Below are 26,948 nucleotides of genomic sequence, written 5' to 3' on the forward strand. Positions count from 1 at the left end.
CGGCGATGCGGCCCCAGCGACGCTCGCGCACGGACTGCGCGAGCGTCGCCCCGGCCGCAACCACACGCACCACCGCGGCCTCGATGTCATCCACCACCCAGTCCAGATGCAGCGGCGTCCAGTGGCGCTCGTAGTCGCGCACATCGCCGTCTTCGGTCGCTGCGCTGCCGGCGTCGTTCTGCAGCAGGTACAGCGGCGTTGGCCCGCCGAGCAGTTCCACGGCGCCCGGGCCGAGGCGGCGGCCGGCCCGCAGGCTGAAGGCTTCGGTGTAGAACGCTTCGGCCGCTGCAACATCGGGGACGTCGAGGTTGACGATGAAGGACATGGTGACGGAGTTCATGGGGACTTTCGTCATGTTGTTGGACGCGGATGTGATGTCTAGGATCGAACTGTAGTTCCAGACCGGGTGCCTCGTCGTTCCGACCGGTGGCCCCGTTGCCAGGGAGGATTCCATGCGGAACCTGGAAGTGGAAGCGCGAGTACGCAAGCTGGAGCAACGGGCAGGCCGATGGCGCTGGCTGCTGGTGGCAGCACCCGTGCTGATGATGTCGATCATGCTGGCCGGTCGTGGTTCTGCCCGGCCGGAGGCCGGCATTGCTGCGGAGATCCGCACCCATCGCCTGATCGTGCTTGACCACCAGGGCCGCAAGCGCGTGGAGATCGGTGAGGACGCGCCGGACCTGGACATCAAGCGCAATGCGCGGGTGGCGGGGTTGATCATCTTCGACGGCAATGAACAGGAACGCGGAGGCATGGTGACTGCCGACGATGGCAGCGCCACGGTTGCTCTCGATGCACCGCGCGGCGTTGGCTATCGCGTGTCGGATCGGGCCGGGATGAAGGTGGGAGCGGACGGTTCGGCGTTCATCGGTGTCCTGTCCAACGCCGGTGGCTTTGCTGCCAGGCTGGTCGCGCAGGGGGCGGAAGGACAGCTGGAGCTGAACCACGTGGCTTCTGCCGAAGTCGCAGCCTCCACCCGTGTGATCCAGGTGGAGGCTGAGAGCAGGTGACGGACCCATCACAGGGCCAAACAAGGAGCACTACATGCATGAGCAGGATATAGCCGCACGCCTGGAACGCCTGGAGCACAGGCTGCGGCGCAGGAATCTGCTGGCAGTCTCGATGTTCGTACTGGGCGCATCGTTGGCCCTGGTCGGGACCAGTGTGGCCACGCCCGATGCGGGCGTGGTGCCGGAGATCCGTACCTACAAGTTGACCGTGCTCGACAGTGAAGGGCGCACGCGCGTGCAGATTGCCGAGGATGCGGATGATGTCGCGCGCAACTCGCGCGCAACGGGAATGACGATCTACGATGCGAAAGGCGATGAGCGCGGTGGCATCGGCACCATGGCCAATGGCAGCGCGGTGATGGCGCTGGATGCGCCGGTTGGCGTGGGCTACAAGGTTCGTGATCGGGCGGGCATGAGGGTCGCGCCCGATGGCACCGCCGTGATCACGGCGCTGTCCAACGAGGGCAGCTTTGCCGCCAGCCTGGTGGCGCAGGGCAACCAGGGGCGGCTTGAGCTGAGTCGCAAGGATTCGGCCAAGGGTGAGATCAGTACCCGGGTGCTGACCTTTGACGCGGACTCGACCAAGGTGGAGAAAGCACCTTGATGTGCCCGGTGGCGAGGAGCGCACCGCATCCACGCGTGGCGTGGATCTACTGTGCGAGCGGGTAGTCGAGGTAGCCTTCGACGCCGCCACCGTAATAGGTGCTGCGATCGGGCACGGCCAGCGGTACATCGCGCTGCAGGCGCTCGACCAGATCCGGATTGGCGATGAACGGCTGGCCGAATGCGGCGAGGTCGATGATGCCGTCCTCGACCAGGCGCAGAGCACGCTCACGGGTGAGCCCACCGGCGAGGATCACGGTGCCGCCGTAGCTCTGCTTGAAGGTCTTCAGGAACGTCTCGCCGATGACGGGCGCGCCACGCAGGTAGTTGTCGTTCAGATGCACATACGCCAACCCGCGCTTGCCAAGCTCTTCGGCCAGATAAAGATAGCTGGCTTCGTTCTCTGCATAGGCCGGCATGTCGAAGGTCTGGCTGTTCGGCGCCAGGCGCACGCCAATGCGGTGCGCGCCGATGCGCGAGGCCATCGCATCCACGGTGTCCAGGATCAGCCGTGCGCGGTTGCGTAGTGAACCACCGTAGAGATCCTGCCGATCATTGGTGACCGGGTTGAGGAACTGTTCGAACAGATAGCCGTTGGCAGCATGCAGCTCGATGCCATCGAAGCCGGCGGCGATGGCATTTTCAGCGCCGCGTACGAAGTCGCTGACGATACCCGGCACTTCGTCGGTGCGCAGCGCGCGCGGCGGCGTCGGATCGGCATGGCCACGGCTGCCGTCGTCCAGATACACGAACGAGGTGTTCTTCGGATCGCTCGCCACCGGTCGCGTGCCGGCGCTGACCGGCTGGCCGCCGTCGGGCTGCAGCGAGCTGTGTGACATGCGTCCGACGTGCCACAGCTGGGCGAAGATCGCGCCCTGCGCAGCGTGTACGGCGTCGGTGACAAGCTTCCAGCCGGCGACCTGTTCAGCGGACCAGATGCCCGGCACGTCGATATAGCCCTGGCCCTGCGCCGACACCGGCGTGCCTTCGCTGATGATCAGGCCGGCGCTGGCACGTTGCCGGTAGTACTGCGCAGTGAGTTCGTTGGCGACCGCACCGGGGTTGCGGGCGCGGGTCATCGGCGCCATCGCGATGCGGTTGCGCAGTGGTGTTCCGGCCAGGTCGTAGGGGTGGAAGAGGGGAGAGGTCATGTCAGTCATCTCGGAGCGGGGGAGGGCGCCAGCGGCGCGACACCGCCATGATGGAGTTGACATGCAGGCGCATAAAGACGGTAAATTTCCCGTCAAGCGGGACTATCTGTCCCCAATAAGCGAGTCCGCCGATGCTTCCCGTCGAATCCCTGAATGGCCTGGCGACCTTCGTCACCACGGCGCGCTCGGCCACCTTCACCGAAGCGGCCGATGCGCTGGGCATCTCGCGCTCGGCGGTCGGCAAGGCCATTGCCCGGCTGGAAGCGCGGCTGGGGGTGCGCCTGTTCCATCGCACCACCCGGCGCATTGCGCTGACCACCGATGGCGAGGCGTACTACGCCTCGTGCGCGGCGGCGCTGGATGAAATCGCGGCAGCCGAAGCCTGCCTGGGCTCGGCTGCGCATCTGCCGAGCGGCCGCCTGCGCATCGACATGCCGTCCTCGTTCGGGCGGCTGGTGGTGCTGCCGGTGCTGCTGAAAATGTGCCAGCAGTATCCGGACCTGCAGTTGACGATGACCTTCACCGATCACTTCGTTGATCCGCTGGAGGAAGGCATCGACCTGCTGATCCGCTTCGGCGGCCTGCACCACGCCGAGCACCTGGTCGCACGCAAGCTGGCCAGCCAGCGGCTCGTGACCTGCGCGTCGCCGGCCTACCTGCAGGCGCATGGCACGCCACGGACCATTGACGATCTACACGTACACCGCAGCATCGTCGGCTACCGCCATGGACAGCCCGTGGCCTGGCGGATGGGCGATGCGGGCACCCAGGGGGTGTTCATTCCCAGCGGCACCTACCAGCTCAATGATGGCGATGCGGTGATCGAAGGCGCGCTGGCTGGCCTGGGCATCTGCCAGATGCCGGTATCGCTGGTGCGCCGGCATCTCGAGTCCGGCGCGCTGCAGTCGGTGCTCGATCACTGCATGCAGCACCACGTCGACATCCACGCGCTATGGCCGCAGACCCGGCACCTGCGTCCGAAGGTGCGCTACGTGGTGGAGGAGCTGACCCGGTTGGCCGCAGAGGGGGCATTCGATTGATACAGGATTGAGGTGGCGGCAGCTGTCTGTATACTATCCCCCAGTATAGTTCCGAGGCCGGCCTGCCATGCCGCACTCCCCCGACGAAAAAAAGAAGGTTCTCGCCCGCGTGCGCCGCATCCGTGGCCAGTGCGATGCGCTGGACCGCGCGCTGGAAGCCGGCGCCGACTGCGGGCCCGTGCTGCAGCAGATCGCCGCCATCCGCGGGGCGGTCAACGGCCTGATGTCCGAAGTGATGGAAGCGCACCTGCGCGAGGAGTTCGGCCAGCCTGCCGCTTCCGATGAACAACGCGCCGAACGCGTGCGCGACATGAGCGCGTTGATCCGCTCGTACCTGAAATGAACGACGGCGCGACACAGCGCCGCGCATCCTGTTTTCCGCAAGTCCTTTTTGGAGAGTGCCATCATGAAATCCCGTGCCGCCGTCGCCTTTGGTCCCGGTCAGCCGCTGCAGATCGTCGAGATCGACGTTGCCTCGCCGAAGCAGGGCGAAGTGCTGGTCAAGATCACCCACACCGGTGTCTGCCACACCGATGCGTTCACCCTGTCCGGCGATGATCCGGAAGGCCTGTTCCCGGTGGTGCTGGGCCATGAGGGCGCCGGCATCGTGGTGGAAGTGGGCGAGGGCGTGACCAGCGTGAAGCCGGGCGACCACGTGATTCCGCTGTACACCGCCGAGTGTGGTGAGTGCCTGTTCTGCAAGAGCGGCAAGACCAATCTGTGCGTGTCGGTGCGTGCCACCCAGGGCAAGGGCGTGATGCCCGATGGCACCAGCCGCTTCAGCTACAACGGCGAGCCGATCTACCACTACATGGGCTGCTCGACCTTCAGCGAATACACCGTCGTTGCCGAGGTGTCGCTGGCGAAGATCAACCCGGACGCGAACCCGGAGCACGTCTGCCTGCTCGGTTGCGGCGTCACCACCGGCATCGGTGCAGTACACAACACCGCCAAGGTACAGGAAGGCGACAGCGTGGCCGTGTTCGGTCTGGGCGGCATCGGCCTGGCGGTGATCCAGGGCGCGCGCCAGGCCAAGGCCGGCCGCATAATCGCGGTGGATACCAACCCGTCCAAGTTCGAGCTGGCCCGCGAATTCGGTGCCACCGACTGCATCAACCCGAAGGATCATGACAAGCCGATCCAGCAGGTCATTGTTGAAATGACCACCTGGGGCGTGGACCACAGCTTCGAGTGCATCGGCAACGTCAACGTCATGCGTGCGGCGCTGGAATGCGCCCACCGTGGCTGGGGCCAGAGCGTGGTGATCGGCGTGGCCGGTTCGGGCCAGGAGATCTCCACCCGTCCGTTCCAGCTGGTCACCGGCCGCAAGTGGATGGGTACCGCGTTCGGTGGCGTGAAGGGCCGCAGCCAGTTGCCGGGCATGGTCGAAGACGCGATGAAGGGCGATATCGAGCTGGCCCCGTTCGTCACCCACACCATGGACCTGGACAAGATCAACGACGCCTTCGACCTGATGCACGAAGGCAAGTCGATCCGTTCGGTGGTCCATTACTGAGGCGCATCATGGGTTGGCTGGATGCCCTGCGCCGGCCGCGTGCGGAAGACCCGCGCGCGGCCCTGGTGGCTCCGATCGAACAGGCGCTGCGCGCGCTGGGTTGGGTCGTGGGTGAAGTGGGGCCGCCGCGTGCGGTGACCTCGGCCTTCGGCAGCGACGATGGCATGTCGTTCGAGCAGTGGCTGGGGCAGGTATTCCTGCCGCGTCTGCACGAGGCCCGCGCTGATGGCCAGTGGCCGCCGCGCAGCAACGTGGCAGCGGCGGCATATCGCAATCTTGATGGCCAGCCTGGCGTCGAGCCGTTGCTGCGCTTGCTGGCGCAGCTGGACGAACTGATCAACAAAGGCATCCACGCCGTGCGTGGATAAGCCGACCACGGTCGGCATCTACCAGAAGCACGCGTGCGCTGACGCGCCGCGCAGGAGAACATCATGGAACGCATCGAACACCGCGCCTGTGCCGGCGGTTGGCAGGACGTCTATCGCCATCATTCGACCACGCTGGGCTGCGACATGCAGTTCGCCGTGTACCTGCCGCCGCAGGCGGAGACGCAGAAGCTGCCGGTGCTGTACTGGCTGAGCGGGCTGACCTGCACCGAGCAGAATTTCATCACCAAGGCCGGGGCGCAGCGCTATGCGGCCGAGCACGGCGTGATCATCGTCGCCCCGGATACCAGTCCGCGCGGCGATGACGTGGCCGATGCCGAGGGCTATGACCTGGGCAAGGGCGCCGGCTTCTATCTCAACGCCACCCGTGCGCCGTGGGCCAAGCACTACCGCATGCACGATTACATCGCGCAGGAGTTGCCGGCGCTGATCGAAGCGGATTTCCCGGCAACCGACGCGCGGGGCATCAGCGGTCATTCGATGGGCGGCCACGGTGCACTGGTGATCGCGCTGCGCAACCCCGGCCGTTACCGCAGCGTGTCGGCGTTCTCGCCGATCGTCGCGCCCAGTCACGTGCCGTGGGGACAGAAGGCGTTCACCGCCTACCTCGGTGACAACCCGGCCGACTGGGCGCAGTGGGATGCCTGCGCGCTTGTGGCCAGCGCTGGCGAGCGCCTGCCGCTGCTGGTCGACCAGGGCGAGGGCGACGAGTTCCTGCACACCCAGCTGCAGCCGCAGCGCCTGCAGCAGGCCTGCGATGCCGTCGGCCATCCGCTGAGCCTGCGCCTGCAGCCCGGCTACGACCACAGCTATTACTTCATCGCCAGCTTCATCGGCGAGCACATCGCCCACCACGCCCGCGCACTGAAGGCCTGACCCTGTAGCCGAGCCCACGCTCGGCTGCTCTGGCTTGTCCGTAGCGTCGAGCCGCCACGCATGGCGTGGCGCTTATACGTCGTCGTCTTCTTCCGCCGCTTCACGGCCCTGCTGGCGGATCAGGGCTTCTTCGCGCGCATCGTTGATGGCGTGGCGCACGCTGTCGAGGTCGACGGTAGATTCATCGTGCACAAAGGTGCCGGTGAGCTCGCTGTCCGGCAGCAGGCTGCCAGCCTCGAACAGCGCCCACATTTCCTCGCCATACCAGCTGTCCAGCAGTTCAGGGGCGAAACGGCCCAAGTAGGCGGTGAGGTTGTTGACGTCCCGCAGCAGCATGCTGCGCGCGGCGTTGTTGCCGCCTGCACTGACCACCTGGGGGAAATCGATCACCACCGGGCCATCGGGACCGACCAGCACGTTGTACGGCGAGAGATCGCCATGGATCAGGCCGCAGCACAGCATGCGCACCACCTGGCGGACCAGGGTCTGGTGGAACTGGCGGGCCTGTTCGGGCTCCAGTTCCACTTCGCCCAGGCGGGCGGCGGAGAAACCGTCGGCATCGGTGACCAGCTCCATCACCAGCACGCCGTGGAAGTAGCCGTATGGCTCGGGCACGCGCACGCCGGCATCACGCAGCAGGTACAGCGAGTCCACCTCGGTGTTCTTCCAGGCCGTTTCCTGCTGCTTGCGGCCGTACTTGCTGGCCTTGCCCACCGCACGCGCCTCACGGCTGCCGCGCACCTTGCGGCCTTCCTGGTACTGCACGCGCTGCTGGAAGCTGCGCTGGGCCATGTCCTTGTAGACCTTCGCGCAGCGCACCTCGTTGCCGCTGCGTACCACGTACACGGCCGCTTCCTTGCCGCTCTTGAGCGGGCGTAGCACTTCATCGATCACGCCGTCGTCGATCAGCGCGCGCAGTCCTTCGGGGGTTTTCACGGGATATCTGGGGTGGCCGGCGCGGAGGCGCTCGCCAGGATGGGGAGGGATTTTCGCATTTTACAGGTCGCGGCTGTCGGGCGGCTTCCCGGCTGGCCCGCGAGCGTCGCCGGGCAACCATTTCGCGAGACGGCTGCCACTGTCGCGTATCCGTCTTTTCCAACGCGGATCACGCCGCTGTGGCGTGGCGGCGCGCTATCGTGCCGCCATACGGCCTTGCGCATGGGGGATGCATGCTGGTTGTGCTGGCGCTGATGTTCGTGATCTGCCACGGCGTGGTCGTGGCGTTCTGGCCGGGTGCGGCCGGTGGCGGCTCGTTCGTGTTCCTGACCGCAGCGCCTCTGCTGGCCGCCGCGGCCTGCCTGTGGCGCGGCCAGCGCGACCGCGCTGCACTGGGCTGGCGGGCCACTGCACTGGCGCTGCTGCTCTGGGCCGGTGGCATGGCCTTCAACATGGCCGACGCCCTGGGGGCTGGCCGGGCCGACATCACCCCGCGCGCCAGCCTGCTGTTGTATGTGCTGTACGGCGTGCCGCTGGTGTTCATCCTCGCCCGCGCCCGTCGCGAACGCCGGATGATCAGCCTGATCGATGGCGTGATGGCCGCCCTGCTGGGCGTGCTGTTCTTCGTGCATACCCAGTCCTTTGCCGACCGCATCGATATTGACGACCAGGCGATGGCGCACATGCAGCGCATGTTCGACATCCAGAACCTGTGCATCGCCGCTTTCGCGGTGGTGCGCTGGGTCGCCGGTGACGCGCCTGAACGGCGCAGCTTCTACCGCGCGCTGGCGCTGTATGCGCTGTCCTATCTGCTGTTGGCGTTTTACATCAATCACTACACCGCCGAGCAGTCGTTCGGCGCCTACAACGATCTGTTGATCGACCTGCCGTTCCTGCTGTTGGCGGTACTGGCGCTGCGCCAGGCACCCGCGCCGGGCTTCGTGCTGCATCCGCGCCTGCTGCGGTTGGTGCAGGCGGGCGGGCCGATCATCCTGCCCCTGCTGCTGCTGGTGGTCGGCACCCTGGTGGTGGACCATGCGCGGCCGTTGGCGGTGACCGGCTTCGTGGTGGCGACGCTGGGCTTCGGCCTGCGCAGCACGCTGCTGCAGATCGATCTGCTGGAACGTCAAGCGGGCCTGGATCAGCTGGCGCGGCAGGACGGCCTGACCGGCGTAGCCAATCGCCGTGAGTTCGATACGCTGCTGCTGGCCGAATGGAACCGCGCGCGCCGCAGCGGCACCGAACTGGGCCTGCTGCTGGTGGACATCGACCATTTCAAGGCATTCAACGACGAGCACGGTCATCCCGCTGGCGACCGTTGCCTGCAGGCAGTGGCCGCGGTGCTGCAGGCCACCGCCGGGCGCGCGGCTGACAGCGTGGCGCGCTATGGCGGTGAGGAGTTCGCAGTGATCGTGCCTGGCAGCCCGCTGTCGGGTGTGCTGGCACTGGCCGAGCGTCTGCGCGAGGCGGTGGAAGCGCTGCCACTGCCGGAGGGCCCGGTCAGCATCAGCGTGGGGGTGGGCTACCTGCATCCACCGGCGCTGGCCAGCGCCGAACAGTTGCTGGCCGATGCCGATGCCGGCCTGTACGCGGCCAAGCGTGCCGGCCGCAACCAGGTGACCTTGCACGCACACGTGCTGGACGACGACGGCGGCGCACACGGCACGCTGGACTGTTGAGCACGCGTGGCACTGTGTATCTCGCGCTCTGCGGCAGCTGGTAAGGACAGCGAACTGGTAGCGCCGGACCATGTCCGGCGGCTCGGGTAGTTGCCAACCTTGGTTGGCAGCCCTTTCCCGGAGGCGCCAACCAAGGTTGGCGTCTACCAGAGCGGGGCAGATAGCAGAGCGGGGCAGGTAGCGCCGGGCCATGCCCGGCGCGCACCTCAACGCACGTCGCGCAGTTCCCAGTGGTGCCCGGCCAGCAGGCGCAGGCGCTGCTTGAACACGTCACTGTCGATGCGGGTGGTGGCCACCAGGTTGATGCGCAGATCCTTCTGCTCACCGGTCACGGTGGCTTCCGGATCGGTCACGCCCCACTGCGGTTCCACCGCATCCGGGTCCGGCTGCTTGTCGCGCCAGCGCTCGAACAGGCTGCCATTGCGCAGCGCGTTCTGCAGTTCTTCGGCGAAGCCAGCGGCGCCCTGCGAATGGAAAGACAGGTCGGGGTCGTTGCCGCGGGCCTTGGACGGTTCGGGCAGGCTGATGTGGTACTGCGCAGGCATGTTGATCTCCTTGAGGTGGCGCTAGGCTGGCATAAGCGCGGTGGAATCGATGTGCAGATTCCAATGCGTGGTTGGCCTTCATTCAAACCGATGCGGTCCATCGGCGAAGCCCACGGTGACCGCACCCTTGCCGACGTTGACCATGCCGGTCAGGCTCATCACCGATTCGTATACGGTCACGCCATGGCCGGCGCAGACCTCCTTCATCTGCGCGTAGCCGGGCAGGGCACGCAGCTCGTCCAGTTCGCCGCCATAGCTGACGCACACGGTGGGCGTCATCAGGCCGGCGCGTACGCGCTGGCCGACCACGCCGAACAGCTTCAGCACGGCATTGTCGAAACCCTTGATCTTCGCCACCGGCCCGGTCTCGCCGCGATAGCCATGCAGCACCGGCTTGATGTCCAGCGCACTGCCCAGCGCCGCGCTGAGCAGGCCGACGCTGCGGTCGCCCTTGTGCCGGGCGCGGGCACGCATGTAGTACAGGTCGCGGGTGACCATGTAGCCGTGCACGTTGCCGGCCAGTTCCTCCAGGCGCTCGCGGATCTGCTGCACGCTGGCGTCGCTGGCACGCAGGCGCACTGCTTCCACCGCCGTCACCGCCTGTGCGGCGAACAGGTTCTGGGTGTCCAGCACGCGCAGCGCGAACGGCGAGTTGTAGCCTGCCGCCTGCCGCACCGGCTTGTAGTCGTTGAGGATGGCGAAGCTGGCCTGCAGCGCGTTGTCGTGGATCGGGCTGCGGGTCTTGGTGATGGTCATGCAGAACACGTGGTCGTAGTCGATCACCAGCCGCTGCAGGAACAGGTCGCGGATCTGGTTGACGCTGAAGGGGATGGTCTCCGCTTCGGCGCCGTGTTCGGCGACGTGCGCGTGCAGGAAGCTCAGCGTGGCCTGCTCGTCGCGGTGGTCGGCGAGCACGGCTTCGCCGATCCGCACGGTGATCGGCAACAGCACGATGTTGTGCTCGGCAATGAAGTCCTGCGGCAGGTCGCAGGCCGAGTCGACGACGATTCCGATGCGCATCCGCGGCTCCCCCTCCAGGGCGGTTGTAGGTTCGGAAATGTGAAAACTATCTCAAAACCGGATCGGGCGCGCGAGGGAAATGCGCCACTGCCTGTTCAGCGACTGCGCTGCACTGCCATCGGCAGGGCCACCGCCTGCTGCCAGTCGGGGCGATCCAGCAGGCCCGGGTCGTCCAGCACCGCTGCCATCAGCGGGTGGGTATCGTTGCCCCAGAACAGTTCGCCGTCGATGGCCAGGGTCGGCACGCCGAATACGCCAGCCTCGATCGCTGCGTCGGTGTTGCGTCGCAGCTGTTCCTTGATTGCCGGCTCGCCAATGGCTGCTTCCACGTCGCTGATACCCAGCCGGGCGGCCGGGTCGCGCAGGGCCGGGGCGCTGTCGGCCGCGTGGCCGTCGCGCCAGATCCAGTCGAACAGCACATCCACCGCCTCGGTGCTGGCGCCCGCGGCCAGGCACAGGCGCAGGGCCGCCAGCGGGTTGAACGGATGCCCGGGCGGAAAGCGCAGAGGGGTGCCCTCGGCCTGCGCGGTCCACAGCAGCTGGCGGTACATGAAGCGGCGCTTGGCCGGGATCTCCGCCGGGCCCAGGTTGCCGAGATGGTGCAGGACCGCACCGAAGGCGATCGGTACCGGTTGGATGTGCTCGAACTGCGGCAGCCGCTTCACCTTCTGCCAGTGCAGGTAGGAATAGGGCGAGACGAAGTCGAAATACCAGCGCAGCGTGGGCATCGGTGGCTCCTTGTAGCGGTCAGGGCTGCGCGTTGCGCTGCAGGTAGCGGTCGCGCAGTTCGGTCTGGCGCGAGCGCATCGGCATCGCACGGCCGCCCAGCCAGACCTGCTCGGCATAGTGCGCCACATCCAGCGGATCCCCTTCCCACAGCACCAGGTCGGCGCGCTTGCCCGGCTCGATGCTGCCGATCTGGTCGGCCACGCCCAGCACCTCGGCCGGTACCCGGGTCAGCCCAGCCAGGCCGTCGGCCCAGGGCAGGCCATTGGCCACCGCGTTGCCGGCCAGCTGGCGCATCTTGCGCGCATTGTGCGAGGCGTCGTCGCGCTGGGCGAAGGCCACCGCCACGCCGGCGCGCTGCAGCCGTGCGGCGTTTTCCAGAGTGGCGCCGATCTGGTCGAAGGTCGCCGGCAGGTTGCCCAGTGCATCGACGAACACCGGTACCTTGGCCGCTGCCAGTTCCGGTGCCAGCTGCCAGGCCTCGGCACCGCCGGCGATGGCGATCTTGACCTTCTCGCGGGCCGCCCAGCGCAGCAGCTGGCGGATGTCGGCCGCGCGGTCCACCTCCACCACGATGCGGCCCTGGCCGGACAGGTAGCGCGCCAGCGTGCGTCGACCGGCCGGGGTCAGCAGCGCATGCGGCGAATCGGCGGCGACCAGGCCACGGGCTTCATCGACCATCTGCTGCAGCAGCATCCACTGCGCCGCGCGCGATTGCCCGGTCAGTTCAGACGCCGCCGCACCCAGGCGCAGGAACAGGGCGCGCGGGCCGATCGGGTCGGCACTGCCATCGAAACGCACCACGCCACCCTGGCCGGCGACGAAGCCGCCGCCGGTGGCCGCGCCCAGCGCCGTGAAGCCGATACCATCCAGGCGTGCCACCGGAATCAGTACCGACGCGGGGTTGTAGGCCAGGGTCACGTCGAATTCCGGACGCAGGGGCTGCTCACCGATCTTCAGCGCGCTGTCGACCGTGCTCGATTCACCGGACACTTCCTCGATGCCGATCTCGGTGATGCCACCGAACAGGGCAGGGGTCAGCGTGCGGCCCTTGGCCTCGACCACCGGCACGCCAGCCGGTGCGGACAGGCCGCGACCCACCGCGCGGATGATGCCGCCCTGCACCAGCACGTCGGCGTCTTCCACGTTGCCGCGTGCGCTGGCGGTAGCGACCGTGGCACCGCGCACCAGCAGGTCCTGCGCCTGCGCAGGCGGCGCGATGCAGGCCAGCGCCATCACGGCCGTGCCGAGCGTTGCGGCAGATTTCGCCATTGCCTTGAACATGCCCATCAGCGCAGCTCCTGCCCAAGCTGGAAATCCGACCGCGGCGTCGCCGCTGGCGTGCTGCGGTCGTACACACGGCGGCCATCGACGAACACCTGCTCGGCCAGTGCATACGAACTGAAGGGGTTGCCGTTCCAGATCACCACGTCGGCCATCTTTCCGGCTTCCAGCGTGCCGGTCTGCGCTTCGATGCCCAGCGCCTTGGCGGCGTTGGCGGTCATCCAGGTGATCGCACGTTCCGGTGCGATCTCCGGCATGTGCGCGCGGCGCGCGGCGGCCATCACCTTGGCCGCTTCCTGGTTCAGGCGCTGGATGCCTTCGGGCGAGTCGGAGTGGACGATGGCGCAGCTGTTCTTCGGCCGGTCGACCAGCGCGATGTTCTCGGCGATACCGTCGAAGGCCTCCATCTTGAAGCCCCACCAGTCGGCCCACAGTGCCCCGCACACGCCTTCGGCAGCCAGCCGGTCGGCCAGTTTGTAGGCCTCCACGCCATGGTGGAAGGCGGCCACTTTGAAACCGAATTCCTTGGACAGGTCGAGCATGGTGGCCATTTCATCGGCGCGGTAGCAGTGGATGTGCACGCGGATATCGCCCTGGATCGCGCCTGCAAGGGTATCCAGCTTGAGGTCGCGCTTGCCGCCGGCGTCACCGGCGCTGTCGCCCTTGTCGCTGCCGAACCAGCCCTTGCGCTTGGCTGGCTTCGGTTTGTTCTTGGCGATGTAGTCGGCCGCGTCGATGAAGGCTGCGCGGTAACCGGCCACGTTGCCCATCCGCGTGGCAGGTGCCACGCCCTTGCCGCCACCGTAGACGCGCTTGGGGTTCTCGCCGCAGGCCATCTTCAGGCCCCACGGCGCACCGGGAAATTTCATCGCCTGATAGGTGGTGGCAGGCACGTTCTTCAGCGTTACGCCGCGGCCACCGACCAGGTTGGCCGAGCCGGGCAGCACCTGCATGCTGGTCACTCCGCCTGCCAGCGCCGCCTGGAAACCGGGGTCCTGCGGCCATACCGAATGCTCGGCCCAGACATTGGCGGTGACCGGCGCGGTCATCTCGTTGCCGTCGCTGTGCGCGCTGACGCCAGGGCTGGGATAGACGCCCAGGTGCGAATGCACGTCGATCAGGCCCGGGGTCACCCATTTGCCGTCCGCGTTGATGCGGGTGACGCTGGCATCGACCTGCAGCGCATCGCCGACGGCGACGATGCGGCCATCGCGCAGCAGTACATCGGCGTTGTCCAGCCGCTGCCCGGTGCCGGTCAGCACGGTGGCGTTCTGGATCAGCAGCGGCCCATCGGGATGCGCCTGGTAGGTGCTCGGGTAGGGATCGGCGACGAAGCGCGAAGCGCCCACGGCCGGCGCCGTGCTCAGCGATACCAGCGCCAGTCCCAACCCGGCGCGCAACAACGTCGATGTCATGCAGATCCCCTTGGCAGCGTGTTCAACCCACCGACGCTAGCCGGGGACTGGCCTGCTTGCCAAGTGACCTTGGGCAGGGGCGATGTGGGGAGTTTCCCGACAGTGCACATGTGAAAAATATATTAAGTTGCAAGGACACTCGTCGATAGCGACATGCGGGTGAGCGCGCGCTGACGCGCCGCGAAGGTGTTCCCACCGTGCTCCATGAGGGAGCAGCACCTGAAACAATCCATGGAATCAAGGACGTAATCCCCGATGACCGTTGCAACGTTGTATCGCTCCACCTCTCGCCGTCGTTCCTTCCTGCCTTCCCCCCTCGCATCGGCCATCGTTGGCTCGCTGCTGATGGCAGCCACCCTGCCGGCACTGGCCCAGGGCAACACCGACGATCTGTCCCGTTACCAGTACCAACGCAGCCTGCAGGCGGCATTGGCGCGTCCGGTCGTCACCGCAGCGCCTGCCTCTGCATCGCTCGCGCCGTCGATCAGCATCGCGCCGATGGCCAGCGGCGAGCTGCAGCCGGTGATGGGCGCCCCCGCTGATCGCGCCAGCTGGCGCACCAGCGAGTTCAACCGCGACTGGGGCCTGCAGGCCGTCAATGCCGACGCCGCATACGCGCGTGGGTTGACCGGTGCAGGTATCCGCCTGGGCGTGTTCGACAGCGGCACCGGGCTGGACCACTCCGAATTCGCCGGCAAGAACCACCGCAGCATCCACCTGGCCGATCGCCTGGCTGACGGATCGTCGTGCACCAACACCACCATGCTGAGCGGACCGGATGCCTGCTTCAGCAGCGATGGCAATGACGTGGCCATCGACATGACCCTGCTCGACATGGACCAGGCGAACATCGACAACGTCAATCGCCAGGGCCTGTTCGAAGGTCTGGCCTACAACACCCATGGCACGCACGTGTCGGGCACCATCGCTGCGAACCGTGATGGCTCCGGCACGCACGGCGTTGCCTTTGGCGCCGATCTTTCGGTGGCACGCCTGTTCTTCAACAGCCTCACCGTCTGGGACGTCGATCCGTCGACCAACCAGTACCGCAATGGCTCGGTCGGCATTGGTGCGTCCGATGCAGTGTTTGCCGACCTGTACGAGCAGTTGAACGCGCAGCAGGTGCGGGCGGTCAACCACAGCTGGGGCTTCACCAACGAGCCGACCACCGCTGACCAGCAGGACGCGGACTTCTTCAACGATCCAGCCTACGACGACTATTTCCAGATCATCGGCGATGGTTCGCGTGCCAACGGCATGATCCAGGTGTGGGCTGCCGGCAATACCTATCCGTACAACACCTCGCCGGAAGACGCGCCGATTGCCGGCGTGCACGCCACGCTGCCGCGCGTCCAGGCCGACCTGGAGCCGTACTGGCTGAGCGTGGTCAACGTCGATCGCAACCTGGTGCTGGCAGAAAGCTCCATGCGTTGTGGCCTGAGCGCCAACTGGTGCCTGGCGGCGCCGGGCAGCGACATCGCCTCCACTGCCTACGGCGCCGATTCGCAGATCATCGGTACACCGTTCCAGACCGGCAATGCTATCGGTCTGGACATCCAGCAGCGCATGCCGACCTATGCCTACGAGGACATGACCGGTACCTCGATGGCGGCACCGCACGTCACCGGCGCGCTGGGCCTGCTGTTTGAACGCTTCCCGTACCTGGACAACGCGCAGGTGCGCGACGTGCTGCTGACCACCGCCACCGATCTCGGCGCGGCGGGTGTGGACGACGTCTACGGCTGGGGCATGATGAACCTGGCCAAGGCCATTGAAGGCTATGGCTCGCTGCGCGTGGATACCAACGTGGTGATGAACCAGAAGGCCGGTGGCCTGAAGGTGTGGGAAGGCGATGCGTGGGACGACTGGACCAACGACATCGGCGGCCCGGGCAAGCTGACCAAGAGCGGCATCGGCTGGCTGCGCCTGAGTGGCGACAACAGCTTCAACGGCGCGGTGGTGCGCGAGGGCGTGCTGGAACTTGACGGCGTCAATGCGCTGACCAGCGCGGTGGAGGTGGCTGGCGGCAGCTTCCTGCTCAATGGCACGTTGAAGAACACTGCGCTGAACAGCCTGGGTGGCAGCAGCCGCATCAATGCCAGTGGCGTGCTCGACGGTTCCAACCTGACCGTCAGCGGCGGCGTGGTCTCCTTCAACGGCGTGCAGAGCGGTGGCCACACCTACGTGGGCGAGAAGGGCACGTTGAAGGGGGTTGGCCAGCTGGGTGATACCACGGTGGCGGGTGTCATCGCCCCGGGCAACTCGATCGGCACGCTGACCATCAACGGCAACTACGTGCAGACCGCCACCGGCGTGTACCAGGCCGAGGTGGCACCGGGCAGCCGAAGTGACCAGCTGCATGTCACCGGCACGGCCACCCTCGGCGGCACCCTGGTGGCGCTGCCGGAACCGGGCTTCTACTACCTGGGTGAGCAGTTCAACTTCATCCGCGCCGATGGCGGCGTGAACGGGCAGTTCGCCGTCACCGACTTCAGCGCGTTCTCGCCCTTCATGCAGTTCAACCTGGCCTATGGCGCCAACGGCGCGCGCATCGAAGTGACCCGCGGCAACTCGCTGGTCAGCTCGGCTACCACCGACAACCAGCGTGCGGTCGCTGCCGTGGCCGATACTCTGGCGATCAACCAGGGCCTGCCGAAGCCGCTGACCACGCTGTTCCCGCAGCAGGTGGGCGCAGCGCTGGACAGCCTCAGCGGCGAGCTGCATGCAGCTACTTCGATCGCATTGGTCGAGAGCAGCCGCTATGTGCGTGATGCGGCGCTGTCGCGTCGTGCCGGTGCGATCTCGCCGGGCGGTGACGAAGCGGCCGCGACCGGTGTGTGGGTGCAGGCAATCGGTGGCAATGGCACGCTGGATGGCAATGCCAATACGGCCCGCACCGAGGCCAACAGCAACGGCCTGCTGGTGGGCGTGGACCGCCAGTTCGGCGGCTGGCAGGTGGGCCTGCTGGCCGGCACCGGCCGTACCGACGTCAAGCAGCAGGACGGCCGTCGGGCGAAGTCGAAGATCGACAACACCCACTTCGGTGCATACGCGAGCCACAACTGGGGCGGTTTCGGCCTGCGTGGCGGGCTGGCATGGAGCGAGCACGAGGTCGACAGCACCCGTGAGCTGGCGTTCGCCGGCTACAGCGATACGCTGAGCGCGCGCTACGACGGGCGTACCCGCCAGGCCTTCATCGAGGCGGGTTACCGCTTCGGCGGCCGCGAGGCCGGCCTGGAGCCGTACCTGCAGGTGGCACGCGTTGAAGTGGACATGAAGTCGGTCAACGAGCGTGGTGGTGCGGCAGCCCTGCAGGGCAACGTCGACGATACCCGCACCACCCTGGCTACTGCCGGTGTGCGCTTCGACAAGGGCCTGAAGGCTTCGTTCCAGCAGGACAGCTGGCTGCACGTGCGCGGCGGGGTGGGCTACCGCCACGCTTCGGGCGACCGCAATCCGGCGGCCAGGCTGGGCTTTGCCAGCGGCGGCGATACCTTCGTGGTCAGCGGCGCCCCGATCGCCGACAGCGCGGTGGTGGCCGAACTGGGCCTGTCGGCCTGGCTGACGGCCAACCAGCAGCTGGAACTGGGCTACACCGGCCAGTTCGGCGATGAAAGCCGCGACCATGGCGCCAACCTGCGTTGGTCCGTGCGCTTCTAAGCCATCCGGTTCCCAAGGGAATCCCCGGGAGGGCGGCCGCAGGGCCGCCCTTCTTCGTTGCCGCTGCCAGGTGTGGTGAGGCAGGCGGGCGCCTACAATATCGGCCCCACGCCGCAGCGGAGCGCCCATGAAGAGCAAGCAGGACATCGTCGACAACTGGCTGCCGCGCTATACCGGCGTGCCCCTGGACCAGTTCGGCCAGCACATCCTGCTGACCAATTTCGGGGGTTACCTGCATACGTTCTCGGCGCTGACCGGTGCGCCGGTGATCGGTCTGGACCGGCCCATGGCCAGCGCCACCATCGACGGCATCACCATGATCAACTTCGGCATGGGCAGCCCCAATGCCGCGATCATCATGGATCTGCTGTCTGCGGTGATGCCCAAGGCCGTGCTGTTCCTGGGCAAGTGCGGGGGGCTGAAGCGCAAGAACGAACTGGGCGACCTGGTGCTGCCGATCGCAGCCATCCGCGGCGAGGGCACCTCGGGCGACTACCTGCCCCCGGAAGTGCCGGCCTTGCCGGCCTTTGCCCTGCAGCGTGCGGTCTCGACCATGATCCGCGACCTTGGCCACGACTACTGGACCGGCACCGTCTACACCACCAACCGCCGGGTCTGGGAGCACGACGAGGCCTTCAAGGAGCGGCTGCGGGCGATGCGCTGCATGGCCATCGACATGGAAACCGCGACGATCTTCGCTGCCGGCTTCGCCAATCACATCCCCAGTGGCGCCCTGCTGCTGGTTTCAGACCAGCCGATGATCCCGGACGGGGTGAAGACCGAGGCGTCCGACGCCAAGGTCAGCTCGCAGTTCGTGGAAAACCATATCCAGATCGGCATCGAGGCGCTTAAGCTTATCCGGCGCAACGGCAAGTCGGTCCGCCACCTGCGCTTCGACGAATGATGATGATGGCCTGGCGCGGTGCGCCGGCCCTGGGGAGTAGGTGATGGACGTTGCCGCGCAAGTGGTGGAATTCTGGAAAGACGCGGGCCCTGAAAAGTGGTTCGCCCGCGACGATGCGTTCGACGCACGGTTCCGTACGCTGTTCGCGGACGAACACCATGCCGCCGCATCGCGCGCGCGCGAGCACTGGCTGAGCAGCGCCGAGGGCGCGCTGGCGCTGATGCTGCTGCTGGACCAGTTCCCGCGCAACTGCTTCCGTGGCACGGCCCATTCCTATGCCACCGATGGCCTGGCCCGGCACTACGCCATGCGCGCGATCGAAGAGGGGCTGGACCTGCAGCTGGTCCCCAAGCTGCGCGCCTTCATCTACCTGCCGTTCGAGCATTCCGAAGATCCGCTGGACCAGGACCGCTCGGTCGCGATGTTCGACGTGCTGGGCGACAAGGAATACCTGCAGTACGCCGAACTGCACCGCGACATCATCCGCCGCTTCGGCCGGTTCCCGCACCGCAATGCGGTACTTGGCCGCATGCCGTCGCCGGAAGAACTGGATTACCTGGCCGAAGGCGGTTTTGCCGGGTAAACCGGAAGGAGTAGATCCACGCCATGCGTGGATGGGCTCAACAGAAAACGCCGGCTTTCGCCGGCGTTTTCGTGGGTATCAACTGCGGCCGATCAGTACTTCGGCACGCCGTTGTCCACGTCGTCCGACCAGGCATCGATGCCGCCGGTGACGTTGAACACCTTGCTGAAGCCCAGCGCACGGAACTGCTCTGCGGCCTGCGCGCTGCGGCCACCGTGGTGGCACAGGAAGGCCAGGGCGGTGTCCTTCGGCAGTGCTTCCAGCTCGGCGCGGCCATTGCCATCGAAGCTCTTGAACGGCACGCCGACTGCGGCGATGGCGCGTTCTTCGGCCGGGCGCACGTCCACCAGCATCACGTTGCCGGCACGCACCAGGTCGTCGGCATCGCGCACGCTGATTTCCTGCACCGGCTTGGGCGCGTTCGGGTTGTCGATTGCCAGGCCCTTGCCACGGATGTCGTCAACCCAGTCGATGGTGATGCCGTCGGCGCGACGGGCGCTGGCCAGGTCGAACTGCACGCGCAGGCCGTTGGACTCGGCGGCAATCGCGCCTTCGTCGTACGGGGCCAGCTGGAAGTTCGGCTGGAAGCGGGCATCAATGCCCAGCTGCAGCGACGCACCCGGCGAATCGGCCAGCGCGCCCTTCAGCATTTCCACTGCGGCCGGGGTAACGGTGATGCGCGGCGGGGTACGGTCCGGTGCGGCCAGGCCCAGCACGCTGCTCAGCTCACCGCTGGCGGCCATCTGCAGCACGATGTCGCTGCCGCCGACCAGTTCGCCGTCGATGTACAGCTGCGGGATGGTCGGCCAGTCGCCATAGGCCTTGATGCCTTCGCGGATCTCCGCGTCGGCCAGCACGTTGACGTGGGCGAACTCCACGCCCAGGTCCTGCAGGGCACCCACGGCCTTGGCCGAGAAACCGCACTGCGGCATCGACGGCTGGCCCTTCATGAACAGCACGACGCGGTTGTCGTTGAGGATGGTTTCGATGCGCGAACGCAGGGCGGGATCGAGGGACATGGCAGTCATGGGTCCGAAAAATTCGAATCATCAATTCTACCCCCCATGGCATCATGGGGAATGACCAGCGCAGGAACATTGCATCGCATCCCGACCCGGCCCTGGCGCTGGGTGCCTTGGCTGCTGCTGTCGCAGCTGGCTGTGATCCTGATCTGGGTGCTGGCGGGCTGGCACTGGGGCCTGGCCGTGATGGTGGCAAGCCACGCCTTGTTCATGGTGCCGGTGTTCCTGCCCAACAGCCGCTTCTACGCGCCGGTGCTGAGCCGGTTGCCCGATGCCGGCAACCACGTCTGGCTGACCATCGACGACGGTCCCAGTGAAGAGACCCCGGCGGTGCTGGATCTGCTGGACCGGCACCAGGCACGGGCGACCTTCTTCCTGGTCGGCGAGCGCGCATTGGCGCATCCGGCCCTGGTGGAGGAGATCCTGCGTCGTGGACACGACCTCGGCAACCACAGCCACAGCCACCCGCAGGCGCGCTTCTGGCGGCTGGGCCCGGGCACGATGGCGGCGGAAATCGAAGGTTGCCAGCAGGCGCTGCAGACGGTCAGCGGGCGACCGGTGCGCTGGTACCGCTCGGTGGTGGGCATGACCAACCCGTTCGTGGCACCGGTCCTGCGCAAGCTGGGCCTGGTGCGCGTGGGCTGGAGCGCCCGCGGCTACGACGGCGTCGGCTGCACGCCGGACGGCGTGCTGGCACGTCTGCTGCCCGACCTGCGCCCAGGTGCGATCGTGCTGTTGCATGAAGGTGCCGCCCACGGCCACAACCTGGCCATCATCGATCGCGTGCTGCAGGCGCTGGACGAGCGCGGCCTGAAGGCCGAACTGCCGCCCGGCTGACCGGTAGCGCCGGGCCACGCCCGGCGAGCGCCAGACGCAGCAAGAGCGAAGCGACCCGCGTTTGCGCTTCGCTTTTCTCTCTTGTCTTCCGTGGTGGACGCCCCCGTAAACCGTCCGTGGCCGGGTGGGTGGGCTGCACAGGGGCGTGAGCCGCTTGGGCCCGAGGCATGCCTCGGGCGGGCTGGGCAGGACGCCCAACCCCGGTCTTGCTCGTGTGCGCAGGACAGCGCGCATGAGCAAGCGGCGACCGAGCTTACATGGACGTACTTGCAGCGCCCCCTGTGCAGTCCACCCACCCGGCCATCTCACGATCACCCTGGCCGCGCACCACGAGGGGCTCAGCCGTTGGTCGCAGTTCCCGGACGCTCAGCCACCAGCAGCCAGCTGTTGAACGGCGTGCGCCCATGCAGCGGCCGTGGTGCCGTCACCCGCAATCCAGCCTCGGCCAGCGTGGCCTGCAGCACCTGCGGATCCGGGTAGTGACGCGGTCGCGTGCCCATCCAGCCGACCAGCCAGGCCAGCCGATCAGCCACCCGCGTGGTGCGGTCGCGGCGGTCGCCGGTCGCCAGCGGCGTGCGCAGCAGCAGGCGGCCACCGGGTGCGACCCGCGCGCTCACCGCGCGCAGCAGTTCCAGCTGCGGCGCTTCGTCCAGGTACTGCAGCACATCCAGCAGCAACACATGCCCGGCATGCGCCGGCAAGGGTGCCTGCACATCCAGACAGTCGAAACGTGCATCGGCCAGGCCGGTGCCGGCGCGCTGCGCACGCGCGATCTTGTCGCTGTCCACGTCGACCCCGAGGTACGCCTGCTGGCGGCCACGCTGGCGCAGCACGTGCGCGAACAGGCCCAGCCCGCAGCCCAGGTCGAGCAGCGGCTGGCCGTCGTCGGGAAGGTGCTGCAGTACGCCGTCATACAGCGGGTCGCTGCCCAGCTTGCCGCGGGTGTAGTAGTAATCGCGGCGGCTGCCCCAGGCCTGCATCGGCCGGAAGGACTCGGCGATCAGGCGCGCCTGTCCGGCATCGAGCGGCGAGCAGGGCAGAGGCGTGCCGTTCCGTGGCGTGCCGTCCATCGGATCAGTCCGTCCTGCCCAGCAGGTGCGCGGCCACCGGCAGCGCACGCGCACTCCACAGCGCATACATCCGTGCGGACGGGTGCAGGCCATCCTCGGCGATCATCGTCGGGTCAGCGCTGTTGTCGCGGCTGATATCGGTGATGTCGACGAAGGCCACGCCCTGCTGGCTGCTGATCACCTCGGCAGCCGCGTTGAACTCGTCGGTCTCCAGCTCGACGCGGGCCAGGTCGCGACCGCTGCCTGCACCGTACGGCGTGGTGCCCCAGTCCGGGAAGGACAGCACCAGCACGTGGTCCACGCGGCCACCGGCAAAGCCGATCGCGCGCTGCAGCAGGGCCTGGAACTGCACCTGGTACTCGTCCAGCGGGCGCTCGCGGTACTGGTTGTTGACGCCGATCAGCAGGCTGACGAAGTCGAACGGCCCTCGCGGCGCCACTTGGTCGATGCCGGCGTCGAGCTCGTCGGTGGTCCAACCGGTGGTGGCGATCGTCTGCGGGTCGGCCAGATCGATGCCCTGCGTGCGCAGCGCGGCGGCGAGCTGATGCGGCCAGCGACCGTCGACCGCGACCGCTTCACCAATGGTGTAGGAATCGCCTAGGGCCAGATACGACAAGCCCATCGCTCAAGCCACCGACCGGCGGGGCTTCAGCGGCACCACCTTGGTGGCGTCTTCGGCACGGCGGGCGAGGGCACGATCGATACGGGCGAACACGTCGCGCATCACCGACGCCTCTGGCAGCAGGGTCACGCGGAAGTGGTGGCGGTAAGGCACGTTGAAGCTTGAGCCCGGTACCACCAGCACGCCGTCGTTGTTCATCAGGTCCAGCGCGAAATTGTGGTCGTCGAAGCCCTTGGCGGCGGCGCCGACCACGGCCGGGAACGCGTACAGCGCACCGGCGGGGGCGACCAGCGACAGATGCTCGCTGGCCTCGCAGGCTTCGATCACCGCACGGCGGGTTTCATACAGACGGCCACCGGGTGCGCACAGCTCGGAAATGGTGTCCGGCCCGTTCACTGCGGCGTCGATGGCGTACTGGCCCGGCACGTTGGCGCACAGGCGCAGCGCGCCCAGCAGGTCCAGCGCGGCGCGGAAGTCGCCCAGGCGTGCGTCGTCGCCGCTGAGGTGGGCCCAGCCCACGCGCCAGCCGCAGGCGCGGTGCACCTTGCTCAGGCCGCCGAAGGTCAGGCAGGGATGGTCACCGGCCAGCGGTGCGACCGGCTGGAACACCGCGTCGTCGTACAGGATCTGGTCGTAGATCTCATCGACCAGCAGCAGCAGGTTGTGCTGGCGCGCGATCTCGACCACGCGCTCCAGCAGCTCGCGCGGGTAGCTGGCGCCGCTGGGGTTGTTCGGGTTGATCAGCACGATGGCGCGGGTGCGCGAGGACACCAGCGTCTCGATCTCGCTCGGGTCCGGCTGGAAGCCGTTCTCGGCGGCGCAGCGGTAATACACCGGGCGGCCGTCGTTGAGGATGGTCGAGGCCGACCACAGCGGGTAGTCCGGCGAGGGCACCAGCACTTCGTCGCCCGGGTTGAGCAGCGCACGCAGCGACAGGTCGATCAGCTCGCTGACGCCGTTGCCGACGAACACACGGTCGGGGTGGGCATCCGGTGCGCCACGGCGGGCGTAGGCGGCGGCGATGGCTTCTCGGGCAACCGGCAGGCCCTGCTGGTGGGTGTACGGATCGGTGCGGCCCATGTCATCGGCGATGGCGCGCTGCAGGTGTTCCGGTGCACGGAAGCCGAACGCGCCGGGATTGCCGATGTTGAGCTTGATCAGCTTGTGGCCCTGCGCTTCCAGCTCCCGGGCTCGCCGTGCCAGTTCTCCGCGGATTTCGTAGCGCACTTCGGAAAGGCGCTCGCGGATGACCAGGGGTTTGGGCGAGGGAGTGGACATGGGCGGTGGGCCGCAAAAGGCATGGGGGTTCCATGGTAGCGGAATTGCTGCAGCGCATGGCAAGGGCTGCAGGGCCCGCCAACATTGGGCTGGGCGGCATCGCACAGGTAGAATGGCGGCGATGACCCAGACCCCCGATTTCACCGCCCTGCAGACCATTGGCTGGCCCTGGCCGGGCCCGCCGCAGCAGGCCGACTGGCAGGCCGTGATGGCTGCGCACCCGCAGGCCCACCCGGCGCGGGTGATCGAACAGCACCGCACCCACTACGTGGTGGCGGATGGCCCGGAGGCGTCGATCAAGGCCGAATCGTTGCCGGAATGGCAGCGCCCGCGCTTCCCCAGCCACGAACGGCCGGCGGTGGGCGACTGGGTGCTGCTGGACGGCATCCGCATCGTCGCCCTGTTGCCGCGACGTACCGCCATCAAGCGTGGCGCCGCCGGTGAGCATTACCACCAGCAGGTGATCGCGGCCAACATCGATACCGTCTTCATCGTCTGCGGGCTGGATGCGGACTTCAATCCGCGCCGTATTGAACGCTACCTGCTGCTGGTGGGCGGTGGCGGTGCCGAACCGGTGGTGGTGCTGACCAAGGCCGACCAGACCGAGTACAGCGACGATGCGCTTGCGGTGCTGGAAGAACTGGAGCTGCAGGGCATCGCGCTGCACGCGATCAACGGCCTGGATGCGGACAGTGTTGCAGTGCTGGAGCCGTGGCTGGGCCCGGGCCGCACGGTGGTGCTGGTGGGTTCTTCCGGTGCGGGCAAGTCGACGCTGACCAACACGCTGCTGGGCGAGCAGCGGATGAAGACCAACACGGTGCGCGCCAACGATTCGCGCGGCCGCCATACCACCACCCACCGCGCACTGATGCCGCTGCCGATGGGCGCCTGCCTGATCGATACGCCGGGCATGCGCGAACTGAAGCCGACCGGCGAAGAGACGCTGGCCGAAGGCGGCTTCGCCGATATCGAAGCGCTGGCCGCGCAGTGCCGCTTCCGCGATTGCATGCACCAGCAGGAACCCGGCTGTGCCGTGCGTGCGGCTATCGATGCCGGCGAGATTGAAGAGAGCCGGCTGCAGAACTACTTCAAGTTGAAGGAAGAAGTGGCCGCCGCCGCCGCGAAGCTGGCCGTGCGCCAGGCCGAGACCGCGCAGGAGCGCGGTGGCAGGAAAGGCAAGGGCCAGCAGTTCCGCCCCGCCGGCAAGCCGCGCAGGCGCTGAGCCCGAGGTACCGGGAACGCGCTTCTGGTAGGTGCCAATCTTGGTTGGCACTGTCAGGGCAGGGGGCAGCCCAGTAGATCCACGCCATGCGTGGATGCTTTCCGCGCATGCATATCTGTGCCAACCAAGGTTGGCACCTACCAAAGCAAGAGCGGAGCGTTATAGTCCGCCCATGGAACCGACCGCGACGCTGGACCGTGACGTGGCCCACCATGCAGCGCTCGATGCGCGCCTGGTCGAGGCCGTAGGAGGCATCCGCCTGCTGGGCCTGACCAGCTGGCCGGCAACCCTGCAAGCACCCTTCCTGGACAGCGTTGCGCGCGGCCAGCCGACGCTGCCGGTGGTCGACTACCCGAAGCTGGACTTCAGCGAGGAGCGTCGTGCACTGGCCGCCCTCGCTGCCGAGTGCGATGAAAGCCATCCGCTGGGCCATTACGTGCGGCAGTCCGCGCAGAGCTGGGATCTGGCTGCACAGCTGCTGGAAGGCCTCGGTACCGCGGCCGTGGATGCCTGTTCGGTGCAGTTGTTCGGGTCACCCGAGCAACCGTTGCCCGGCAACGGACCGAGCACGCGCGATGCAGCGCGCCACTTCATCCAGATTGCTGCCGAACTGGATCACGAACTGCTGGCGCCGGAAGAGCAGGTGCCGGTTTCGGCGATCGCGTTGCAGCTGCAGCTGCAGAATGACCTCGATGCGTTCTTCGAATCACGCATCATCCAGGTGCAGCTGGATCCGGAGCTGGTCTCCAAGGCAGCGGCCGGACCGACCCGCATCCGCCTGCGCACCAGTGCGCGTTTCAGCGCCTACGACCGCGCGCAGTTGTTCCACCACGAAGCGCTGGTGCATTCGCTGACCGCATTGAACGGCCGCGCGCAGCCGGTGCTGCCGAGCCTGGCGCTGTCCTCGCCACGGGTCACGGCCACCCAGGAAGGATTGGCGACATTCGCCGAACAGATCACCGGCAGCATCGACATCGAGCGACTGAAGCGCATCAGCCTGCGTACCGAGGCGATCGCGATGGCGCGCGAAGGTGCGGACTTCATCGAGGTGTTCCGCTACTTCTGCGATGCCGGGCAGAACCCGGAAGAGAGCTTCGCCTCGGCGCAGCGGGTATTCCGCGGTGTGCCGCCGAGCGGTGGCCTGGCCTTCACCAAGGACACGGTGTACCTGCGCGGTCTGGTGTCGGTGCACACGTTCTTCCGCCACATGCTGGCCGAGGATCGCCTGCAGGTCTGCCGCTGGCTGTTCGCCGGCAAGATGAGCCTGACCGATGCGATCGCGTTCGCGCCGCTGTTCGAATCGGGCGTGCTGAAGCCACCGCGTTGGCTGCCGCACTGGATGAGCCGGGCGAACGGCCTGGCCGGCATGCTGGCGTTCTCGCTGTTCGCCAACCGCATCCGGATGGACCAGCTGGCGCCGGAATGAAATGCGTTGGCGGCTTATGGCGTCTTGATTGATATCGGGGAGAGCGGGGGGCTTGCGCTGGCCAGGACACGCCGCAAGTACGTCCCTGTAGGCTCGGCCACGGCATCCATGCCGTGGACGGTCCTGGCCAGCGCAAG

General features: G+C 67.2%; 26 protein-coding genes. 14 read left to right on the forward strand and 12 right to left on the reverse strand.

Annotated elements, in window-relative coordinates:
* The coding region (locus tag ACFX4F_RS16705; RefSeq protein WP_380657255.1) for a VOC family protein at positions 1-340 on the reverse strand (340 nt) is incomplete at its 3' end.
* A 112-nt stretch (positions 341-452) separates the two neighbouring features.
* On the opposite strand from ACFX4F_RS16705, the gene ACFX4F_RS16710 reads away from it, so the two are divergent.
* Together ACFX4F_RS16710 and ACFX4F_RS16715 are read left to right on the forward strand one after the other, a co-directional pair.
* Positions 453-1,010: a hypothetical protein gene (locus ACFX4F_RS16710; RefSeq protein ID WP_380657258.1), complete on the forward strand. Its 558-nt coding sequence runs from the start codon at positions 453-455 to the stop codon at positions 1,008-1,010.
* A gap of 34 nt (positions 1,011-1,044) precedes the next feature.
* Positions 1,045-1,614: a hypothetical protein gene (locus ACFX4F_RS16715; protein WP_380657261.1), complete on the forward strand. Its 570-nt coding sequence runs from the start codon at positions 1,045-1,047 to the stop codon at positions 1,612-1,614.
* Positions 1,615-1,660: 46 nt separating this feature from the next.
* On the opposite strand, the gene ACFX4F_RS16720 is transcribed toward ACFX4F_RS16715, so the two are convergent.
* A complete protein-coding gene (locus ACFX4F_RS16720; protein ID WP_380657263.1) occupies positions 1,661-2,764 on the reverse strand; it encodes an alkene reductase in 1,104 nt (367 codons plus the stop codon).
* A 131-nt stretch (positions 2,765-2,895) separates the two neighbouring features.
* On the opposite strand from ACFX4F_RS16720, the gene ACFX4F_RS16725 reads away from it, so the two are divergent.
* The 5 genes from ACFX4F_RS16725 to fghA all read left to right on the forward strand — a co-directional run bounded on the left by ACFX4F_RS16725 (position 2,896) and on the right by fghA (position 6,582).
* Positions 2,896-3,804, forward strand: coding sequence for a LysR family transcriptional regulator (locus ACFX4F_RS16725; RefSeq protein ID WP_380657266.1), 909 nt, complete (start codon positions 2,896-2,898; stop codon positions 3,802-3,804).
* Between the two features lie 67 nt (positions 3,805-3,871).
* Complete coding sequence (locus ACFX4F_RS16730) at positions 3,872-4,147, forward strand: metal-sensing transcriptional repressor (protein WP_197606378.1); 276 nt, start codon at positions 3,872-3,874, stop codon at positions 4,145-4,147.
* Positions 4,148-4,210: 63 nt separating this feature from the next.
* Positions 4,211-5,320, forward strand: coding sequence for an S-(hydroxymethyl)glutathione dehydrogenase/class III alcohol dehydrogenase (locus ACFX4F_RS16735; protein ID WP_380657269.1), 1,110 nt, complete (start codon positions 4,211-4,213; stop codon positions 5,318-5,320).
* 8 nt (positions 5,321-5,328) lie between these two features.
* Positions 5,329-5,688, forward strand: coding sequence for a YqcC family protein (locus ACFX4F_RS16740; protein ID WP_236510136.1), 360 nt, complete (start codon positions 5,329-5,331; stop codon positions 5,686-5,688).
* 63 nt (positions 5,689-5,751) lie between these two features.
* The gene (gene fghA / locus ACFX4F_RS16745) at positions 5,752-6,582 is read left to right on the forward strand and encodes an S-formylglutathione hydrolase (protein ID WP_380657272.1); all 831 of its coding nucleotides are present in this window, start codon (positions 5,752-5,754) and stop codon (positions 6,580-6,582) included.
* Between the two features lie 72 nt (positions 6,583-6,654).
* Here the strand turns inward: fghA and ACFX4F_RS16750 are convergent, their stop codons facing one another.
* Positions 6,655-7,518: a PA4780 family RIO1-like protein kinase gene (locus ACFX4F_RS16750; RefSeq protein WP_099820969.1), complete on the reverse strand. Its 864-nt coding sequence runs from the start codon at positions 7,516-7,518 to the stop codon at positions 6,655-6,657.
* 233 nt (positions 7,519-7,751) lie between these two features.
* On the opposite strand from ACFX4F_RS16750, the gene ACFX4F_RS16755 reads away from it, so the two are divergent.
* Positions 7,752-9,197 (forward strand): diguanylate cyclase, encoded by a 1,446-nt coding sequence (locus tag ACFX4F_RS16755; RefSeq protein ID WP_099820970.1) that lies wholly within the window; start codon positions 7,752-7,754, stop codon positions 9,195-9,197.
* Between the two features lie 206 nt (positions 9,198-9,403).
* On the opposite strand, the gene ACFX4F_RS16760 is transcribed toward ACFX4F_RS16755, so the two are convergent.
* The 5 genes from ACFX4F_RS16760 to ACFX4F_RS16780 all read right to left on the reverse strand — a co-directional run bounded on the left by ACFX4F_RS16760 (position 9,404) and on the right by ACFX4F_RS16780 (position 14,187).
* Entirely contained in the window at positions 9,404-9,742 is a 339-nt protein-coding gene (locus ACFX4F_RS16760; protein WP_100553525.1) for a hypothetical protein, read from the reverse strand.
* 78 nt (positions 9,743-9,820) lie between these two features.
* The gene (locus ACFX4F_RS16765) at positions 9,821-10,762 is read right to left on the reverse strand and encodes a DegV family protein (protein WP_049464775.1); all 942 of its coding nucleotides are present in this window, start codon (positions 10,760-10,762) and stop codon (positions 9,821-9,823) included.
* 95 nt (positions 10,763-10,857) lie between these two features.
* The gene (locus ACFX4F_RS16770) at positions 10,858-11,490 is read right to left on the reverse strand and encodes a 2-hydroxychromene-2-carboxylate isomerase (RefSeq protein WP_099820975.1); all 633 of its coding nucleotides are present in this window, start codon (positions 11,488-11,490) and stop codon (positions 10,858-10,860) included.
* A 19-nt stretch (positions 11,491-11,509) separates the two neighbouring features.
* On the reverse strand, positions 11,510-12,760 hold the full coding sequence (locus tag ACFX4F_RS16775) for an amidohydrolase family protein (protein WP_380657300.1): 1,251 nt from the start codon (positions 12,758-12,760) through the stop codon (positions 11,510-11,512).
* 17 nt (positions 12,761-12,777) lie between these two features.
* Positions 12,778-14,187 (reverse strand): amidohydrolase, encoded by a 1,410-nt coding sequence (locus tag ACFX4F_RS16780; protein WP_380657278.1) that lies wholly within the window; start codon positions 14,185-14,187, stop codon positions 12,778-12,780.
* Positions 14,188-14,442: 255 nt separating this feature from the next.
* Between ACFX4F_RS16780 and ACFX4F_RS16785 the strand changes: the two genes are divergently transcribed.
* From ACFX4F_RS16785 to ACFX4F_RS16795, 3 genes are all read left to right on the forward strand, one after another.
* Positions 14,443-17,847 (forward strand): autotransporter domain-containing protein, encoded by a 3,405-nt coding sequence (locus tag ACFX4F_RS16785; RefSeq protein WP_380657281.1) that lies wholly within the window; start codon positions 14,443-14,445, stop codon positions 17,845-17,847.
* A 127-nt stretch (positions 17,848-17,974) separates the two neighbouring features.
* Complete coding sequence (locus tag ACFX4F_RS16790; RefSeq protein WP_025874105.1) at positions 17,975-18,751, forward strand: AMP nucleosidase; 777 nt, start codon at positions 17,975-17,977, stop codon at positions 18,749-18,751.
* Between the two features lie 43 nt (positions 18,752-18,794).
* On the forward strand, positions 18,795-19,334 hold the full coding sequence (locus ACFX4F_RS16795) for a DUF924 family protein (protein ID WP_099820979.1): 540 nt from the start codon (positions 18,795-18,797) through the stop codon (positions 19,332-19,334).
* 92 nt (positions 19,335-19,426) lie between these two features.
* On the opposite strand, the gene grxD is transcribed toward ACFX4F_RS16795, so the two are convergent.
* The gene (grxD, locus tag ACFX4F_RS16800) at positions 19,427-20,353 is read right to left on the reverse strand and encodes a Grx4 family monothiol glutaredoxin (RefSeq protein WP_380657284.1); all 927 of its coding nucleotides are present in this window, start codon (positions 20,351-20,353) and stop codon (positions 19,427-19,429) included.
* A 60-nt stretch (positions 20,354-20,413) separates the two neighbouring features.
* On the opposite strand from grxD, the gene ACFX4F_RS16805 reads away from it, so the two are divergent.
* Positions 20,414-21,193, forward strand: coding sequence for a polysaccharide deacetylase family protein (locus ACFX4F_RS16805; RefSeq protein ID WP_380657286.1), 780 nt, complete (start codon positions 20,414-20,416; stop codon positions 21,191-21,193).
* A gap of 338 nt (positions 21,194-21,531) precedes the next feature.
* Here ACFX4F_RS16805 and ACFX4F_RS16810 read toward each other — a convergent pair whose 3' ends face one another.
* The 3 genes from ACFX4F_RS16810 to ACFX4F_RS16820 are packed head-to-tail and all read right to left on the reverse strand — an operon-like array spanning position 21,532 to position 24,163.
* On the reverse strand, positions 21,532-22,263 hold the full coding sequence (locus tag ACFX4F_RS16810; protein ID WP_380657289.1) for a class I SAM-dependent methyltransferase: 732 nt from the start codon (positions 22,261-22,263) through the stop codon (positions 21,532-21,534).
* A 4-nt stretch (positions 22,264-22,267) separates the two neighbouring features.
* Positions 22,268-22,885, reverse strand: coding sequence for an SGNH/GDSL hydrolase family protein (locus tag ACFX4F_RS16815; protein ID WP_380657292.1), 618 nt, complete (start codon positions 22,883-22,885; stop codon positions 22,268-22,270).
* Between the two features lie 3 nt (positions 22,886-22,888).
* Complete coding sequence (locus ACFX4F_RS16820) at positions 22,889-24,163, reverse strand: pyridoxal phosphate-dependent aminotransferase (RefSeq protein WP_100462668.1); 1,275 nt, start codon at positions 24,161-24,163, stop codon at positions 22,889-22,891.
* Positions 24,164-24,275: 112 nt separating this feature from the next.
* On the opposite strand from ACFX4F_RS16820, the gene rsgA reads away from it, so the two are divergent.
* A complete protein-coding gene (rsgA, locus tag ACFX4F_RS16825; protein WP_099820985.1) occupies positions 24,276-25,385 on the forward strand; it encodes a ribosome small subunit-dependent GTPase A in 1,110 nt (369 codons plus the stop codon).
* 172 nt (positions 25,386-25,557) lie between these two features.
* Positions 25,558-26,811: a flavohemoglobin expression-modulating QEGLA motif protein gene (locus tag ACFX4F_RS16830; protein ID WP_380657297.1), complete on the forward strand. Its 1,254-nt coding sequence runs from the start codon at positions 25,558-25,560 to the stop codon at positions 26,809-26,811.
* Positions 26,812-26,948 lie beyond the last annotated feature (137 nt).

This window comes from Stenotrophomonas sp. YIM B13575, from assembly GCF_042787595.1.
Lineage (GTDB): Bacteria > Pseudomonadota > Gammaproteobacteria > Xanthomonadales > Xanthomonadaceae > Stenotrophomonas > Stenotrophomonas lactitubi_B.